15 protein-coding genes are annotated in these 16,789 nt (G+C 73.8%); 9 read left to right on the forward strand and 6 right to left on the reverse strand.

Annotation, left to right across the window (positions count from 1 at the left end; genetic code table 11):
• Nucleotides 1-71: 71 nt before the first annotated feature.
• On the reverse strand, nucleotides 72-632 hold the full coding sequence (locus tag AB0D32_RS20520) for a GNAT family N-acetyltransferase (protein ID WP_357092236.1): 561 nt from the start codon (nucleotides 630-632) through the stop codon (nucleotides 72-74).
• A complete protein-coding gene (locus AB0D32_RS20525; protein ID WP_357092239.1) occupies nucleotides 629-2,749 on the reverse strand; it encodes a penicillin acylase family protein in 2,121 nt (706 codons plus the stop codon). The genes AB0D32_RS20520 and AB0D32_RS20525 overlap by 4 nt, the downstream gene beginning before the upstream one ends.
• A gap of 48 nt (nucleotides 2,750-2,797) precedes the next feature.
• On the opposite strand from AB0D32_RS20525, the gene AB0D32_RS20530 reads away from it, so the two are divergent.
• From AB0D32_RS20530 to AB0D32_RS20560, 7 genes are all read left to right on the forward strand, one after another.
• On the forward strand, nucleotides 2,798-3,508 hold the full coding sequence (locus AB0D32_RS20530) for a siderophore-interacting protein (protein WP_357092241.1): 711 nt from the start codon (nucleotides 2,798-2,800) through the stop codon (nucleotides 3,506-3,508).
• Nucleotides 3,505-4,746 (forward strand): MFS transporter, encoded by a 1,242-nt coding sequence (locus tag AB0D32_RS20535; protein WP_357092245.1) that lies wholly within the window; start codon nucleotides 3,505-3,507, stop codon nucleotides 4,744-4,746. Before AB0D32_RS20530 ends, AB0D32_RS20535 begins: the two co-directional genes overlap by 4 nt.
• A gap of 142 nt (nucleotides 4,747-4,888) precedes the next feature.
• Nucleotides 4,889-6,445, forward strand: a complete 1,557-nt coding sequence (locus AB0D32_RS20540) for an aspartate aminotransferase family protein (protein WP_357092248.1) — start codon at nucleotides 4,889-4,891, stop codon at nucleotides 6,443-6,445.
• A 27-nt stretch (nucleotides 6,446-6,472) separates the two neighbouring features.
• Nucleotides 6,473-7,771 carry a lysine N(6)-hydroxylase/L-ornithine N(5)-oxygenase family protein gene (locus tag AB0D32_RS20545; protein ID WP_357092251.1) on the forward strand — a complete coding sequence of 433 codons (1,299 nt, stop codon included), beginning with the start codon at nucleotides 6,473-6,475 and terminating at the stop codon, nucleotides 7,769-7,771.
• Nucleotides 7,768-8,343 (forward strand): GNAT family N-acetyltransferase, encoded by a 576-nt coding sequence (locus tag AB0D32_RS20550; protein ID WP_357092254.1) that lies wholly within the window; start codon nucleotides 7,768-7,770, stop codon nucleotides 8,341-8,343. The genes AB0D32_RS20545 and AB0D32_RS20550 overlap by 4 nt, the downstream gene beginning before the upstream one ends.
• Nucleotides 8,340-10,169, forward strand: coding sequence for an IucA/IucC family siderophore biosynthesis protein (locus AB0D32_RS20555; protein WP_357092257.1), 1,830 nt, complete (start codon nucleotides 8,340-8,342; stop codon nucleotides 10,167-10,169). The genes AB0D32_RS20550 and AB0D32_RS20555 overlap by 4 nt, the downstream gene beginning before the upstream one ends.
• A complete protein-coding gene (locus AB0D32_RS20560; RefSeq protein WP_357092260.1) occupies nucleotides 10,166-11,674 on the forward strand; it encodes an MFS transporter in 1,509 nt (502 codons plus the stop codon). The genes AB0D32_RS20555 and AB0D32_RS20560 overlap by 4 nt, the downstream gene beginning before the upstream one ends.
• Nucleotides 11,675-11,737: 63 nt before the next feature.
• On the opposite strand, the gene AB0D32_RS20565 is transcribed toward AB0D32_RS20560, so the two are convergent.
• From AB0D32_RS20565 to AB0D32_RS20580, 4 genes are all read right to left on the reverse strand, one after another.
• On the reverse strand, nucleotides 11,738-12,298 hold the full coding sequence (locus tag AB0D32_RS20565) for an NAD(P)H-dependent oxidoreductase (protein ID WP_357092264.1): 561 nt from the start codon (nucleotides 12,296-12,298) through the stop codon (nucleotides 11,738-11,740).
• A gap of 12 nt (nucleotides 12,299-12,310) precedes the next feature.
• Nucleotides 12,311-13,246 carry an ROK family protein gene (locus AB0D32_RS20570; RefSeq protein WP_357092267.1) on the reverse strand — a complete coding sequence of 312 codons (936 nt, stop codon included), beginning with the start codon at nucleotides 13,244-13,246 and terminating at the stop codon, nucleotides 12,311-12,313.
• A gap of 7 nt (nucleotides 13,247-13,253) precedes the next feature.
• Nucleotides 13,254-13,607, reverse strand: coding sequence for a DoxX family protein (locus AB0D32_RS20575; protein WP_357092270.1), 354 nt, complete (start codon nucleotides 13,605-13,607; stop codon nucleotides 13,254-13,256).
• 91 nt (nucleotides 13,608-13,698) lie between these two features.
• Nucleotides 13,699-14,130 (reverse strand): type II 3-dehydroquinate dehydratase, encoded by a 432-nt coding sequence (locus AB0D32_RS20580; RefSeq protein ID WP_357092273.1) that lies wholly within the window; start codon nucleotides 14,128-14,130, stop codon nucleotides 13,699-13,701.
• 335 nt (nucleotides 14,131-14,465) lie between these two features.
• Here AB0D32_RS20580 and AB0D32_RS20585 point away from each other — a divergent pair, with 335 nt between their 5' ends.
• Nucleotides 14,466-15,629 carry a DegT/DnrJ/EryC1/StrS family aminotransferase gene (locus tag AB0D32_RS20585; RefSeq protein WP_357092276.1) on the forward strand — a complete coding sequence of 388 codons (1,164 nt, stop codon included), beginning with the start codon at nucleotides 14,466-14,468 and terminating at the stop codon, nucleotides 15,627-15,629.
• A complete protein-coding gene (locus AB0D32_RS20590) occupies nucleotides 15,626-16,759 on the forward strand; it encodes a Gfo/Idh/MocA family oxidoreductase (RefSeq protein WP_357092279.1) in 1,134 nt (377 codons plus the stop codon). The genes AB0D32_RS20585 and AB0D32_RS20590 overlap by 4 nt, the downstream gene beginning before the upstream one ends.
• Nucleotides 16,760-16,789 lie beyond the last annotated feature (30 nt).

Below are 16,789 nucleotides of genomic sequence, written 5' to 3' on the forward strand. Positions count from 1 at the left end.
CGCCGCACCCGGCGGGGCCTCGCCGCGTGGTCCCGGCCTTGCGCGCGGACGTCGGGAAAGTGGCCCTGCTGTCAGGCAGGTACGGCGTGGTCGGACTCGAACCGGTCCCGGGTCAGGAACGCCAACTGGGCCCGCTTGTCGGGCATGTCGACCTCGTCGGCGAAGGTGAAGCCCTCCCGCTCCAGCCGTTGCAGGGCGCGATGGTTGCGTACATCGGGCTCGACGACGATCCGCTGCCGGGTGGGGTCGCTGAACAGGTAGCGGGCGAGGGCGGGGCCGATGGCGGTGGTGAGGCCCCGGGGCGGGCGCCTGCCGGGGGCGAGCAGCAGGTGCATCCCGACGTCACCGGGCCGTACGGCGTAGCGCTCGCCGACCGGGTCCGCCTCCGGCTGGTAGGTCTGGAACAGGCCGATCGGCGTGCCGTCGAGCATGATCAGGTACGCGTGGTGCGTGGCGAGGCTGTCGACGAACTCGTAGATCTCCCGCACCTCGTCGACCGAGTGCGAACCCATGCCCCAGAACGCCGCCCGGGGCTCGGTCACCCATCCGTGCACGAGCTCCGCGTGAGCCCTCGGATCCAGCACGACGAGCGACAACTCGCCGAAGTCGGGGATCTTCTCCTGGTATGTCACGGCGTCGGGTCTCCTGGTTCTCGGGCGAGTTCTCGCCAGTCGGTGACCACCGGGACCAGCTCGCCGCCGGCCCACAGTGGTAGTTGGTCGTCGAAGTGCGGGTCGCCGGGGCGCCCGGAGGCGCCGAAGGGGACGACCCAGCGGCTGCCCGCGCGGTCGGTCAGGTCCCACACGTAGCGGGCCACCGGGCCCCGCCAGCACGCGTCGGACACCCCGGGCACGCTCGACGTGGCCAGTACGCAGTCGGAGTCGCCGGCCAGCGCCACCCGTTCCCGCATGGCCCGCACCGCCTCGTCGACCGCCGCCTCCACCCCGAGGTGGACGGGGTGCAGCACGTGCCGCCGGCCCCACGGCCCGGGCGGATCGCCCGCCGCGACGTCCTCGAGCGCCCCGGCCGCCACCGGCCCGATGTCGCCGCCGAGGCGGTGCAGGCCGGTGGCCACCCCGTCCAGGGCGTGGCCGATGCGGGACAGCGGATCGGTCCACGGCGTGAACAGGCCGTCGAACGCGCTCGGCGTGTCGCGCAGCGGGCGCAGGCACGGGTGTTCGTACAGCCGGCGGGCCAGGGCCGCGCGCCAGGCGGCCCAGGCGCCGGCGTCGGCGCTGTCGGCCCCCATGTGTCCGTCCCACGTGGTCAGCCGGTCCCGCAGGCTCCGCGCCGGCTCGCTGAGCCCGCCGGGGTCGACCCGGTCGAGCACGCCGCGCAGCGCCCCGGCCTCCAGCCGGGTGTCCATGTGTACGACGTCGGCGCGGGCGCCGTCGGCGAGCAGGGCGCGGATGCGGCGGGCCCGGTGTGGCGGGGCGAAGCCGGTGCCGAGGTCCGTCACGTCGGGGCGGCGGTCGTTGGCGCAGACCGCGAAGCCGTCGACGGCGGTACGGCGCGGCTCGGCGTAGCCGCCGTGCCACCGGTAGCGCGGATCCCCGCCCGGCACCGGCTCCCGGCGGCACCGGTCGTCGCGCAGCGGGACGAGCCCGGCCACCAGCTGGTGGACCGTTCCGCGCCGGTCGGCGACGAGGACGCTGTTGACCGGCTCGACCCAGTCGCGCAGGGCCTCGGCGACGTCGTCGGCGTTCCTGGCCCGCAGCAGCGGCAGCAGCGCGTCGAAGCCCAGCCGCTGCTCGACCCGGCTGGGGGTGCGCAGGCTGATCGCCTCGTCGGTGTCCCGGTCGTGGTCGACGACCGGGCCGCGCGGCGTCTCGATCACCTCGACGGACTCCGGCTCGCCGCCGCGGACCTCGATCCGCTCGACGTGACGGTGCGCGGGCACCCAGCCGTCCGCCTCGCGGACCAGGACCCGGTCGCCGTCGTGGCGCAACTGTTCGCGGTAGAGGTCCTGGTAGTCGGCCATGGCGTTGGTGACGGCCCAGGCCACCTCGCCGGCGTGCCCGAAGTGGGGGAGGCCGGGGACCCCGGGGAACGCGAAGCCGAACACGTCGAACTCGGGACAGGCGAGGCGCACCTGCTGGTAGATGCCGGGCAGTTCGAGGATGCGGTGCGGGTCGCCGGCGATGACGGGCGCCCGCCCGATGCCGGGATCGCCGGGCACGGCCCAGGCGTTGCTGCCCGATCCGCCCGGACCCTCGACGGCGAACAGGTCGGTCGCCGACGGGCCGAGGGTGGCGGCGACGTGGGCGTGCCACAGCTTGTTGGGGAAGGTGGAGAAGAGCACGTGCTGGACGAGGAAGACGCCCAGGGGCGACCACGGCCGCCACCGGCCCGGAGCGCAGCCGACCGCGGCGAACTCGGGTGCCGCGGCGGCGCCCTCGGCGAGCCCGTCGTTGACCCCGTCCACATAGGCCGTCACCCACCGTCGGGTGGCGGGGGCGAGCCGCTCGAAGCAGCGCCGGGCGGTGTCGTCGAGGCGGGCCCGCCGGGCGAACCTGTCCCAGCCCAGCTCCGCGGGGCCGACGTGTTCGGCGAGCCGGCCCTCCGAGCGCCACCGCTCGACCTCGATCTGCCAGGCCCGGTCGACGGCGGCGACGCGGCCCTGCAACCGGGCGAGGCCGTCGACGCTGTCGGCGCGCAGGTGCGGGATTCCCCACCGGTCGCGATGGACGCCGGTCGTCGCCGCGGCGGGCGATTGGGCGGCCGTGCCGCCTGCCACAGGGAATGTCAACTTAGGTTACCCTCCCTTAAGTTAGGCAGACCTTACCTGGAGGGGTGCGTGAAGCGAAACTGGGAAGCCCTGGTGCTCAAGGCGATGGGCGGCCGTGACTTCCGACTGACCGTGCTCGGCGTCGAGGCCGTCGGCGAGCACTACCGCCGACTTCGGATGGACGGCGGCGGGCTGCTGGAGGCGTGCGGCGTACACCCCACCATGTGGATCCGGCTGTGGTTCGACGACGACGGCAGGCCGCACCAGCGCGCGTACACCCTCGTCGACCCGGACCCGGCGACCGGCCGGTTCGATCTGGAGTTCGCCATCCACGACGGGTGCGCCGCCCGCTGGGCCGCCGCCGCGAAGGCCGGCGACACCATCGACGCCACCGTGCAGGGCACCGCGTTCAGCCTGCCGGACCCCGCTCCGCGGCACCTGTACCTGATCGGCGACGCCGCCTCGCTCCCGGCGGTGAACAGCCTGCTCGCCGCCGCACCCGACGTCCCGGCGACGGTCTGGCTGGAGTACGCCCACGAGGGCGAGAAGGAACTTGCGCCGCGCGCCGGGGCCGGGCACGACGTCACCTGGGTGCCGCGCCGCGACGAGGGCCGGCACCTGGTCGAAACCGTCTGCGCGGCCCTGCCTGCCGCCGAGGACGCCCACTACTGGGTGGCCTGCGAGGCGGCCAGCACGCGCGGCATCACCAGGCACGTACGGCGGACCCTGGGCGTCGGCAAGCACCAGCTGACCTCGCTCGCCTACTGGAGCGCCAGGTGAGAGGTCGGCTCGGCACCCTCACCGCGCTCTACGTCACGCAGTACCTCGGCATCGGCTTCATCACCGTCGGGCTGACCGCCATCCTGCGTGACGGCGGCACCTCCCTCGACACGCTGGCGCTGCTCCAGTTCGTCGGCCTGGTCTGGCCGATCAAGTTCCTCTGGGCGCCGATCCTCGACCGGTACGGCTCCCTGCGCCGCGGTCATTACCGGTCCTGGCTGCTGGCGCTACAGGGCGGCCTGGTGCTGTCCCTGCTGGCCCTGTTGCCGTTCGACCGTCCGGCCGGGCAGCTCGGCCCGGTCGCCGCGATCTGCGTCGCGTACGTGTTCCTCTCCGCCACGCAGGACATCGCCGTCGACGCCGTCGCCGTCCGGCTGCTCTCCGAACGGTCGCGGGGGACCGGCAACGGCATCCAGGTCGCCGCGAGCTACGTCGGCAACCTGCTCGGCGGCGGCGCCTGTGTGGTCGTCTACGACCGGTTCGGCTGGGTGCCCGCGATCCTGCTGCTCGCCGCCCTGACGGCCGGCGGCCTGCTGGTGGTGTGGCGGTTCCGGGAGCCGGAGCGCACCGACCGGGTCGCCAGCGCCGGCCAGGCATACCGGGCGCTGCTGTCCGTGCTCGGTCAGCCCGGTTGCCGCCGGTGGACCTTCGGCGTGGTGCCGCTGGTCTACATCGGGGCCGGCGCGACGTACGCCCTCGTGACGCCGGCGCTGGTCGACGCGGACTGGTCGCTGGCGCGGATCGGCGTGGTGACCGGCCTGGTCACCAGCCTGCCGGCCATCGTGGCCGGTCTGGTCGCCGGGGCCGCGATCGGCCGCTTCGGGCGCGGCCGGGTGCTCGTCGCCGGGGGAGTGGCGCTCGCGCTGTCCACGGCGATGCTGCTGCCGTTGATGAACGGCCGGGCCCCGCTCGCCGGCACGGTCGTGGCGCTGTGCTGCTTCATGGCCGCCTACACCGTCGCCAACGTCGTGCTCTACACGGTCAACATGGACTACTCCCGGCCCGGCACGGGCGGCACGGACTTCACGGTGCTGTCGTCGTTCGGGTTGGTCTGCTCGTTCGTGGCGGCCTCCGGCGCGCTGGCGGCGGCCGACGCGTTCGGCTACCCCGCGGTCGCGGTGGCCGCCGTCGTCCTCGTGGCGCTCGGCGTCGCGCTGGGTCTCGGGCACCAGCGGCGGTTCCGGCGTCCGTCCGATGTGCCGGCGGGCGCGCGCGAGCTGGCGAAGATGCCCGGCTGAGCGGTGTCGCCCACATCGGACCAGCGATGTTGACAGATCCTTAGGTTAGGGTAACCTAATCTCGCTCGATCACGGGCTGCGGGCGGATGGTCACGTCCCGACGTCCCCGCCCACCGTCCACTCCCGACCGTTGAGGACCCGCATGAGCCTGCCCGGATCCACCGTCCAGGTGCCGTCGACCGGGGTGACCCCCGGGTCGAACGGCGCCCGCGCCCACCTGTTCACCGCCCGCACGGTCGAGGACTACCGGCGCGTGCTGGCCGACGGGGTCGGCCGGGTGGCGGCCCGGGTGGCCGAGGTGGACCGGCCGTTCACGGGCGTGACACCGGACGAGCTGGCGCCGCGGATCGCCGGCATCGACCTGGACCGGCCGCTGGGCGACAGCGGCGCCGCGCTCGACGAGCTCCACGACGTCTACCTGCGCGACGCCGTCTACTTCCACCACCCCCGCTACCTCGCGCACCTCAACTGCCCGGTGGTGATGCCCGCGCTGCTCGCGGAGGCCGTGCTCAGCGCCGTCAACTCCTCGCTGGACACCTGGGACCAGAGCGCCGGCGGCACGCTGATCGAGCGCCGGATCGTCGACTGGACCGCCGACCGGATCGGCCTCGGACCGGCCGCCGACGGCGTCTTCACCAGCGGCGGGACCCAGTCGAACCTCCAGGCGATGCTGCTGGCCCGCGAGGAGACCTGCGCGAACCTCGTCGGGCGGGCCACGGAGCGGCAGTCCCGCCCGGAACTCCTGTCCCGACTGCGCATCATCACCTCGGCGGCCGGCCACTTCAGCGTGCAGAAGGCCGCCAAGCTGCTCGGCCTAGGTGCCGAGGCGGTGGTCACCGTGCCGACCGACGCCGACCGGCGGATGCGCACCGCCGACCTGGCCCGGGAGATCGCCCGGTGCCGCGAGGAGCGGCTGGTGGTGATGGCCGTGGTCGCCACCGCCGGCACCACCGACTTCGGCACCATCGACCCGCTGCCGCAGATCGCCGACATCTGCGCGGCGGCCGGCATCTGGCTGCACGTCGACGCCGCGTACGGCTGCGGGCTGCTCGTGTCGCCGACCCGGCGGCACCTGCTCGACGGCATCGAGCGGGCCGACTCGGTCACCGTCGACTACCACAAGTCGTTCTTCCAGCCGGTCAGCTCCAGCGCGCTGCTCGTACGCGACCGGCGGGCGCTGCGGCACGTCACCTGGCACGCCGACTACCTCAACCCGGCGCGGATGGTCGAGCAGCGCATCCCCAACCAGGTCGACAAGAGCATCCAGACCACCCGCCGCTTCGACGCCCTCAAGCTCTGGCTGACCCTGCGGATCATGGGGCCGGACGCGATCGGCGTGCTCTTCGACGAGGTGGTCGACCGGGCCGCCGCCGCCTGGCAGTTGCTCACGGAGGACCCCCGCTTCGAGGTGGTGACCCGGTCACAGCTGAGCACCGTGGTCTTCCGCTACCTGCCGCCCGCCGCCGGCCGGGAGGTCGTCGACGACGCCAACCTGTACGCCCGCGAGGCGCTGGCGGCCTCCGGCGCCGGCCTCGTCGCCGGAACCAAGGTCGACGGCGCGCACTACCTCAAGTTCACCCTGCTCAACCCCGAGACCACGCTGGACGACATCGCCCACGTCCTCGACCTCGTCGCCGAACACGCCGGCTGGTACGCGCAGACCAGGGCCACCGCCGAGCTGTCCTGCCCCGTCGGCTGACGAGCCGCCCCCGCTCTGGAGAGACACATGTCGACGCACGACTTCATCGCCGTCGGGCTGGGCCCGTACAACCTGGGCCTGGCCTGCCTGACCGAGCCGATCGACGAGCTCGACGGGATCTTCCTGGAGGCGCGGGACCACTTCAGCTGGCATCCCGGGATGCTGCTGGAGTCGACCCGGCTCCAGACGCCGTTCATCGCCGACCTGGTCACGCTCGCCGACCCGACCTCGCCGTACTCCTTCCTGAGCTACCTGAAGGAGTCCGGGCGGCTGTACCCGTTCTACATCCGGGAGAGCTTCTTCCCCCTGCGCAGCGAGTACGACGACTACTGCCGCTGGGCCGCCGGCAGGCTCGCCAACATCCGGTTCGGGCAGGAGGTCACCGCCGTCGGGTTCGACCCGGCCGACGAGCACTACACGGTGCGGGTCACCGTGACGGCCACCGGGGAATCGGTCACCTACCGGGCCCGGCACCTGGTGCTCGGCACCGGCACCCCGCCGCACGTGCCCGACGCCTGCGCCGGGCTCGGCGGCGACGTGATCCACAACTCGCGGTACCTGGAGCACCGGGCGGCGCTGCGCGCGAAGCGGAGCATCACGGTGGTCGGCAGCGGGCAGAGCGCGGCCGAGATCTACCACGACCTGCTCGGCGACATCGACTCGTGCGGCTACCAGCTCAACTGGGTGACCCGCTCGCCCCGGTTCTTCCCCCTCGAATACACCAAGCTCACCCTCGAGATGACCTCGCCGGACTACGTGGACTACTTCCACACCCTGCCGGAGCCCACCCGCTACCGCCTGGAATCCGAGCAGAAGGGCCTGTTCAAGGGCATCAACGCCGACCTGATCAACGAGATCTACGACCTGCTCTACGCCAGGAGCATCTCCGGCCCGGTCCGCACCCGGCTGCTGACCAACACCGCGCTGAGCACCGCCGCCTACGACGAGGCGAGCGGCACGTACACGCTGGGCCTGCGCAACGTCGAGCAGGAGCGCGACTTCTCGCTGGACACCGAGGGGCTGGTGCTGGCCACCGGCTACCACTACCGGGTCCCGGAGTTCCTGGCACCGGTGCGGGACCGGATCCGCTGGGACGCGCACGGGCGCTTCGACGTGGCCCGCAACTACAGCATCGACCACACCGGGCGGGGCATCTTCCTCCAGAACGCCGGCACCCACACGCACAGCATCACCTCGCCCGACCTGGGCATGGGCCCGTACCGCAACTCGTGGATCATCCGGGAGCTGCTGGGCCGCGAGCACTACCCGATCGAGAAGGGCATCGCCTTCCAGGAGTTCGGCGTGCCGGCCGGGGCCGCGTCGTGACCGAGGTCGTCCACCGGCGGGTCGACGACCGGCTCGGCGAGTTCGCCCTGCGTACCCTCGACCCGGAGGTCGACGCGGCGCTGCTGCACCGCTGGGTGACCCACCCGAAGGCGGCGTTCTGGCTGATGCAGGACGCCGACGTGGCCCGGGTCGCCGAGGAGTACCGGCGGATCGCCGCGCACCCGCACCACGACGCGTTCCTCGGCCTGCACGAGGGCCGACCGGCCTTCCTCGCCGAGCGGTACGACCCCGCCCACGTCGAACTCGTCGGCCTGCACGACGCGGCCGACGGCGACGTCGGCATGCACTTCCTCTGCGCGCCCACCGACGAGCCGGTGCACGGCTTCACCCGGGCGGTGATCACCACTGTGATGGCATGGCTCTTCGCCGATCCGGGCACCCGGCGGGTGGTGGTGGAGCCGGACGTGCGCAACACGGCGGTGCACGCGCTCAACGCGGCCGTCGGCTTCACCGTCGTCGGCCCGATCCGCAAGCCCGAGAAGGACGCGCTGCTCAGCGTCTGCACCCGTGACCAGTTCCACGCCGCAACCCGAGGAGACGTGCCCGCGTGAACCCACTCGCATCCGTGGCCCACCTGACGCCCGGGAACTGGGCCCACGCCAACCGGCTGCTGGTCCGCAAGGCGCTGGCCGAGTTCGCCCACGAGCGCCTCCTCGCGCCCGAGCCCCTCCCCGCCGGCCCGGTCGGGGAGCCCGTCCCCGCCGGCCCCGGGGCGGGGGAGCGGAAGTACCAGGTCCGCGGCGACGACGGCGAGGTCGTCTACCGGTTCACCGCGAGCCTGCTGGCCCTGGACCACTGGCGGATCGACGCCGACAGCATCACCCGCCACCGCGGCGAGACCGAGCTGCCGCTGGACGCCCTGGAGTTCTGCCTGGACCTGCGAGGCGCGCTCGGCCTCACCGACCAGATCCTCCCCGTCTACCTGGAGGAGATCAGCTCCACCCTGGCCAGCACCGCGTACAAGCTCGACAAGCCGGCGGTCAGCGCCGCCGACCTCGCCGGCGCGGACTTCCAGGCCATCGAGACGGCGATGACCGAGGGCCACCCGGGCTTCGTCGCGAACAACGGACGCATCGGCTTCGGCATCCACGAATACCGGGAGTACGCCCCGGAGGCCGGCAACCCGGTGCGGCTGCTCTGGGTGGCCGGGCACCGCGACCGGACGACCTTCACCTGCGCCGCCGACCTCGACTACGACACGCTGATCCGCGCCGAACTCGGCGACGACACCCTCGCCGGGTTCGCGGACACCCTGACCGGGCTCGGCCTCGACCCGGCCGACTACCTGCTCATCCCGGTGCACCCGTGGCAGTGGTGGAACAAGATCTCCGTCACGTTCGCCGCCGAGGTGGCGCAGCGCCGGCTGGTGTGCCTCGGCCCCGGCCCCGACGAGTACCTCGCCCAGCAGTCGATCCGCACCTTCTTCAACGTCACCGACCCGTCCCGGCACTACGTCAAGACGGCGCTGTCCGTGCTGAACATGGGCTTCATGCGAGGGCTGTCGGCCGCGTACATGGAGGCCACCCCGGCCATCAACGACTGGCTCGCCGACCTGATCGACGGCGACGAGGTCCTCAAGCGCACCGGGCTGACGATCATCCGCGAGCGGGCCGCCGTCGGGTACCGGCACCTGGAGTACGAGGCGGCCACCGACCGGTACTCCCCGTACCGGAAGATGCTGGCCGCGCTGTGGCGGGAGAGCCCCGTGCCCGCCCTGGAGCCGGGCCGACGCCTGGCCACCATGGCGTCGCTGCTGCACACCGACCGCGACGGCCGGTCGTTCGCCGCCGCACTCGTCGCGGAGTCGGGGCTGGCGCCGCAGGTGTGGCTGCGCCGCTACCTCGACGCCTACCTCACCCCGCTGCTGCACAGCTTCTACGCCCACGACCTGGCCTTCATGCCGCACGGCGAGAACGTCATCCTCGTGCTCGACGGCGGGACGGTCGAGCGGGCGATCTTCAAGGACATCGCCGAGGAGATCGTGGTGATGGACCCGGACGCCGACCTGCCCCCGCAGGTCCGGCGGGTCAGGGCCGAGGTGCCGGAGCACATGAAGCTGCTGTCGATCTTCACCGACGTCTTCGACGGCTTCCTGCGTTACCTCAACGCCATCCTCGTCACCGAGGAGGTTCTGGACGAGGACACGTTCTGGCGGACGGTCGCCGAGTGCGCGGCCGACTACGCCGACAGCGTCCCGCACCTCGCCGAGCGGCTCCGGCGCTACGACCTGTTCGCCCCGGAGTTCGCGCTGTCCTGCCTGAACCGGCTCCAGCTGCGCAACAACCAGCAGATGGTCGACCTCGCCGACCCGTCGGCCGCGCTGCAACTGGTCGGCACCCTGACCAACCCCGTCGCCCGTTTCGCCCCCGCCCGATGACGACCGCGACGGCCGAACCGCTCGCCGGGGCACCGGCCGGCGGGGCGGCCGGTCGGGTACGCGGCCGGTGGCTGATCCTCGCCGTGCTCTGCCTCGCCCAGGTCACCGTGGTGCTCGACAACACGGTGCTGACCGTGGCGATCCCCGTGCTCACGACCGAGCTGGCCGCCAGCACCGCCGACGTGCAGTGGATGATCAACGCGTACGCGCTGGTCCAGTGCGGACTGCTGCTCACCGCCGGCAGCGCCGCCGACCGGTACGGCCGCCGCCGGATGCTGCTGGCCGGCCTCGTGCTGTTCGGGCTCGGCTCGCTGGCCGCCGGCCTCGCCCAGTCCAGCGGCCAGCTGATCGCGGCCCGCGCCGGGATGGGGATCGGCGGGGCGCTCCTGGTCACCGCCACCCTCGCGGTGGCGATGCAGGTCTTCGACGACGCCGAGCGGTCCCGGGCGATCGGCCTCTGGGCGGCGGCGAGCGCACTGGGGTTCGCGGCCGGGCCGCCCTTCGGCGGGCTCGTCCTCGCCCACCTCCCGTGGGGGGCGATCTTCCTGGTCAACGTCCCGATCGTGCTGGTCTGCCTGGTGGCGGCGTGGGCGCTGGTGCCGGAGTCGCGCCAGCCGGCCGGTGGCCGCCTCGACCTGGGCGGCGTGCTGCTTTCCACGGCCGGCCTGACCGGGGTCGTCTACGCGATCATCGCCGGGCCGGATCAGGGCTGGACGGCCACCCCGGTGCTCGGCGCCGCGGTCGCCGGGACGCTCCTGCTCGCCGCCTTCGTGGCCTGGGAACGGCGGGTCGCCGATCCCATGCTGGACATGCACTTCTTCCGCAACCCCCGCTTCGTGGGCGCGGTCTCCGGGGTCGTCCTGATCACCTTCGGCGCCACCGGCGCGCTGTTCCTGCTCACCCAGCACCTCCAGTTCGTACGCGGCTATCCGGCCTGGGAGGCGGGGCTGCGGATGATGCCGTTCGCGCTCTCCATCGTCCTGCTGAACCTGGGCGGGATCGCCACGCGGGTGATCCGCCGACTCGGGCTGGCCTGGTCGATCGCCCTCGGCATGACGCTGCTCGCCGGCGGTCTCGCCCTGATCACCCACGCCCCGTCGGACGGCTACGGGGTGCTGCTGCCCGGCCTGCTGGTGATGGGCGCCGGCTGCGCCGTCGCCAACCCGGCCATCGTCGAGGCGGTGCTGAGCGCGATCCCGCCGGAGAAGGCCGGGGCCGGCGCGGGGGTGGACGGCACCATGACGGAGGTCGGCAGCAGCCTCGGCATCGCCGTGCTGGGCGCGATCCTCAACGCCCGGTTCGCCGCCCTGCTGCCCGCCGCCGTTGCCGGCGCCGGATCGTTCCCCGCCGCGCTGGCCGCCGCCCGCGACGAGTCGGAGCGCGCGGTCGTCGCCGACGCGTTCCGCTCCGCCCTGGAGACCGGCCAGACGGTCGGCGCCCTGGCCGTCTTCGCGGGCGGGTGCGTCGCCGCCGCACTGCTGCTCCGGGCCGAGCGGGCCGGCTGACCCCGAGGCGCGGCGGCAGGTGTACGCAACCCGCCGCCGCCCGCGACGCCGTCGGGCGGTGCGTCAGGCCCGACGGAGCGGGCGGAGCGCGCCGGCCCAGGCGACGACCTGGTCCAGCATGGTGCCGAGGGCCTCCTCGTGGTGCGGCGCCGGCCGGAAGTCGCGGAAGTTGACGAAGTCGGTCATCAGGGAGAGCGCGACCTGGGACCGGACGTCGGCCACCCCGAGCTGCCCGAGCACCAGCCGCAGGTGCTCCGCCGCCCGGGTGCCGCCGTGCACGCCGTAGCTGACGAAGCCGGCGGACGCGTGCTGCCACTCCTGGAAGAGGAAGTCGACGGCGTCCTTCAACGCCCCCGGGATCGAGTGGTTGTACTCCGGGGTGACGAAGACGAACCCGTCGAACCCGGCGACGGTGGAGGCCCACCGGCGTACGGCGGGACGCCTCGACGGCGCCATCGACGGCGGCAGCACCTCGTCGAAGTGCGGCAGGTCGTAGTCGGCGATGTCGACCAGTTCGACGGTGACGTCGCTCCGCTTGGCGGCGACGCCGGTCACCCAGCGGGCCACGGCGTCGGCCTTGCGGCCCGGCCGCGTACTGCCGACGATGACACCGATCCTGACCATGGCTGATCTCCTCTACAGGGTGGGGACGGGACGCGCGGGGACCGGCGTGCCGGTCAGGTCACGGGCCAGCTCCACCGCGCCGTGCAGGGACGACAACGCGCCGAGGGCGGCGGCCCGTACCGGTGGCGCCGGCCGCCCGGGCCGACCGGCGCAGCGGACCCGCTCGGCGACGAGCGGGACGAAGCCGGGCAGCCCGGCGGCGAACCCGCCGCCGACGACGGCCAACGCCGGATCCAGCAGCTCGCCCAGGCTGACCACCGCCGCCGCCAGGGCCCGGCAGCTCGCCTCGACCGCCTCCACCGCCCAGGAGCGGCCCTCGGCCAGCCCCGCCCGAAGGTCGTCGAAGTCCACCTTGCCGCCCCGGCCGGCGGCTGCCCGGCGCAGGGTGGCCGGGCCGGACGCGATCGACTGGAGGCAGCCGCGCCGGCCGCAGTCGCAGCGCTCGCCGTCGAGGGCGACGACCATGTGACCGATCTCGGCGGAGGACCGGCCGGGCACCGACCGCCCCGCCAGCACCACGCCGCCGCCGATGCCGGTGCCGACGCCCAGGTAGACCACGTCGTCCCGGCCGGCGTGCCGGGCCTCGGCCAGCGCGGCGAGGTCACCGTCGTCGGCGACGGCCGTCGCCGCGCCGGGAAAGAGTCGGCGCAGCGCGCCGGCGAGGTCAAGCCCTGCCCAACCGGGCCGGCCGGGCCAGGTGGTGACGGTGCCCGCCGGGTCGGTGGTCGCCGGCATCGCCACCCCGACCGCGCCCACCGGGCCCCACACGTCGCGCAGCCGATCCACCTCGGTGGACAGTGCCGCGAGGTCGGCGGCCGCGTCGGCGTCGCGCGGCCAGCGGAACGTCCGGTCGTACGCGGGCCGCCCGGCCGCCTCGGCGCGCAGCGCCACCTTGGTGCCGCCGACGTCGACGCCCAGCACGCCGTCGCGCCGCTGCGGGCCAGGCACGCGGGCCTCAGCCCTGCTGCACGTGCAGGACCACGAGCGCCACGGCGGCCGCGGCGAAGATCATCGGCGTCAGGGTCATCCCGACGGGGTCCTTCGCGCGGGCGTGGTAGACCGCCGCACCGACCATCTGCAGGGTGAGGCCGATCGCCGCCGCGATGCCCAGCGGCGGCCAGAGCAGGCCCAGCAGCAGCCCGGCGACCGCGGCGAGCTCCAGCACCCCGAGCACGCGGGTCAGGCCGGTGGAGACGCCGAGGTGGTCCATCCGCTCGCGCATCTGCGCCTGCCCGGTGAGCTTCGGCACGGCGGTGCCCAGGAACACCGCGGCGAGGATGAGGGTCAGGACGAGGATCGGAATGCGCACGTGAGGTCCTTCGGGATGAGTCGGAAGGTGCGGACGACCATACCGGTGCCGGATCGACGCCGACGGAGCCGGACGGCGGCGTTGCGGGTCGTCACCGGACGGTCGCGACGAGGGCGCGGGCGGCCAGCCGGTAGCCCAGCGGGCCGAGCCCGGCGATCAGACCGCTGGCCAGCGGGGCGATCACCGAGTCGTGGCGGAAGCTCTCCCGGGCCCAGACGTTGGACAGGTGCACCTCGATGAAGGGCCGGGGATAGTTGGCCAGCGCGTCGCGCAGGCTCCAGCCCGCGATCATCAGGGCCCCCGGGTTGACGATGGCGCCGACGGTGTCGTAGTTGTCCTGGATGGCGCGGATCAGGGCGCCCTCGCAGTCGTGCTGCTCGGCCACCACCCGCCAGCCCCGCGCGGCGACCTCCTCGCCGACCGCGCGTTCGATGTCGTCGAGCGTGTCGGTGCCGTAGATCTCCGGCTCCCGCCGGCCGAGGATGCCCAGGTTCGGGCCGTTCAGCAGCAGCACGTCCGACACGCTTCACCTCGCGGGGCACGGCCCTGTCCCGACAAGGCCCGATGACTGGTCCACCGCAGTCTTACTACGCCTGCCGCGCCGGGCGAACGGCGGCGGCCGTGGCATCGGCGGACTAAGGGGTGGCTAGGGGCTGTTAGGGGCGGTGACCGTGCGTCCGCTTCGGTTACCGTCCTCCCTGCTGAAGCGATGCCTCCGGCTCCAACGGGGGCGTCACCTACCTCGAACCGGCCATCCGGCGTCCCGGTGCGCCCGGACCGCGTACCGGCGGTCCCGGGTCGTCCCGCCCGATGGTCCGGCGAAGCCCCTGGTCTGCCCGAGTTGGGAAGTGGGAAGTCATGAGTGGTCAGCCCCCGACGGTGTCGGAGTTCCCCACGTGGCCGCAGTTCGGCGACGAGGAGCGCGCCGGACTGATCCGCGCCCTCGAACAGGGCCAGTGGTGGCGGATGGGCGGCAGCGAGGTCGACTCCTTCGAAGCGGAGTTCGGGGCGTACCACGGCACGCCGCACGCGCTCGCCGTCACCAACGGCACGCACGCGCTGGAGGTGGCCCTGGAGGTGCTCGGCGTCGGGCCCGGCACCGAGGTCATCGTGCCGGCCTTCACGTTCATCTCGTCCTCGCTGGCAGCGCAGCGCCTCGGTGCGGTCGCGGTGCCGGTCGACGTCGACCTGGACACGTACTGCGTCGATCCGGCCGCCGTCGAGGCCGCGATCACCTCCCGCACCAAGGTCATCATGCCGGTGCACATGGCCGGCCAGTTCGCCGACATGGACGCGCTGGACAAGCTCGCCGCCGACGCCGGGGTGGCGCTGCTCCAGGACGCCGCGCACGCCCACGGCGCGCAGTGGCAGGGCCGGCGGGCCGGGGCGCTCGGCTCGGTGGCCGCGTTCAGCTTCCAGAACGGCAAGCTGATGACCGCAGGCGAGGGCGGGGCGGTGCTCTTCCCCGACGAGGAGCTGCGCGAGCGGGCGTTCCTCGTGCACAGCTGCGGCCGCCCGCGCACCGACCGGGACTACCTGCACAGCACCACCGGCTCGAACTACCGGATGGGCGAGTTCACCGCCGCCGTGCTGCGCGCCCAGCTCGCCCGCCTCGACGAGCAGATCGCGGTACGTGAGCAGCGCTGGCCGCTGCTGTCGAGCCTGCTCGCCGAGATCCCCGGCGTCGTACCGCAGACCACCGACCCCCGTACCGACCGCAACCCGCACTACATGGCGATGTTCCGCGTTCCCGGCATGGACGCCGCGCGCCGCCGCGAGGTCGTGGACGCCCTCATCGCCCGGGGCGTGCCCGCGTTCGTGGCGTTCCGCGCGATCTACCGCTGCGACGGCTTCTGGAAGGCCGGCGCACCCGAGGAGTCGGTCGAGGCGGTCGCCGCCCGGTGCCCCAACACCGAGCTGATCCACTCCGACTGCATCTGGCTGCACCACCGCACCCTGCTCGGCACGGAGCAGCAGATGCACGAGATCGCCGCCGTGCTCGCCGACGTCCTCGCCGGATGACGGCCCCGCCCCAGGACGCCGTGCCCGGCCGGCCGGTGCGGGTGGCGGTGGCCGGCCTCGGGTGGGCCGGGCGGGAGATCTGGCTGCCCCGGCTCGCCGCGCACCCCGGCTACGCGGTCACCGCCGTGGTCGATCCGGCGGCCGGCGTACGCGACCGGGTCCGCGACACCCACGACATCCCGGCCGGGTACGCCGACGTCGACGAACTGCCGGCCGGGTCGGTCGACCTGGTGGTGGTGGCCGTACCGAACCACCTGCACGCCGCCGTCGCCGCCCGGCTGCTGCGCCGGGGCGTGGCGGTGTTCCTGGAGAAGCCGGTCTGCCTGACCTCCGCCGAGGCGACCCTGCTGGCCGACGCGGAGCGTGACGGCGGTGCGGTGCTGCTCGCCGGCAGCGCCGCCCGCTACCGGGCCGACGTGCGGGCCCTCGCGGCGGCGACCCACGAACTGGGCCCGATCCGGCACGTCGACGTGGCCTGGGTCCGCGCGCGCGGCGTGCCCGACGCGGGCGGCTGGTTCACCCGCCGCGACCTCTCCGGCGGGGGCGCGCTGGTGGACCTCGGCTGGCACCTGCTCGACACCGTGCTGCCGCTGGTCGGTCCGACCCGGATCGCCCACGCGATCGGCAGCGTCTCCGACGACTTCGTCAACGACGGTGCCGCCAACGCCGCCTGGCGCGGCGACACCGGCGCCGGTGACCGCGCCCCCGGCGACGTCGAGGACACCGCCCGGGGCTTCCTGCTCACCGCCGACGGCACCTCGGTCGCGCTGCACGCCTGCTGGGCCTCGCACGAGTCGCTGGACCGCACCACGGTCACCGTGCACGGCGCGGCCGGCTCGGCGACGCTGCGCTGCACCTTCGGCTTCAGCCCCAACCGGGAGCCCACGCCGGTGCTGACCCGCACCCGCGACGGGGAGACCCTCCGGCTGCCGCTGCCCGAGGAGCCGATCGGCGCCGAGTACGACCGCCAGCTCGACGAGCTGCCCGGGCTGCTCGTCGACCCGGTGTCCCGGGGCGCGGCCGTGGCCGAGGCGCGCCGGACCATCGACGTCATCGAACGGATCTACCACTCCGCCCGGCCCACCGAGCCGGCGCGGGAGCACGCCCTGGCGGGCCATCGCGACCGGTGAGACCCACCGTCGACCCTCCTCGCTTCCGGG

Origin of the sequence: Micromonospora sp. NPDC048170 (assembly GCF_040652795.1) — a bacterium.
Taxonomy (GTDB): Bacteria; Actinomycetota; Actinomycetes; order Mycobacteriales; family Micromonosporaceae; genus Micromonospora.

What these genes read in the sequence shown, in the direction of transcription:
- AB0D32_RS20540 (WP_357092248.1), top strand. Translation starts at nt 4,889, where the DNA reads ATGAGCCTGCCCGGATCCACCGTCCAGGTGCCGTCGACCGGGGTGACC.
- AB0D32_RS20545 (WP_357092251.1), top strand. Translation starts at nt 6,473, where the DNA reads ATGTCGACGCACGACTTCATCGCCGTCGGGCTGGGCCCGTACAACCTG.
- AB0D32_RS20560 (WP_357092260.1), top strand. Translation starts at nt 10,166, where the DNA reads ATGACGACCGCGACGGCCGAACCGCTCGCCGGGGCACCGGCCGGCGGG.
- AB0D32_RS20565 (WP_357092264.1), bottom strand. Translation starts at nt 12,298, where the DNA reads ATGGTCAGGATCGGTGTCATCGTCGGCAGTACGCGGCCGGGCCGCAAG.
- AB0D32_RS20585 (WP_357092276.1), top strand. Translation starts at nt 14,466, where the DNA reads ATGAGTGGTCAGCCCCCGACGGTGTCGGAGTTCCCCACGTGGCCGCAG.
- AB0D32_RS20590 (WP_357092279.1), top strand. Translation starts at nt 15,626, where the DNA reads ATGACGGCCCCGCCCCAGGACGCCGTGCCCGGCCGGCCGGTGCGGGTG.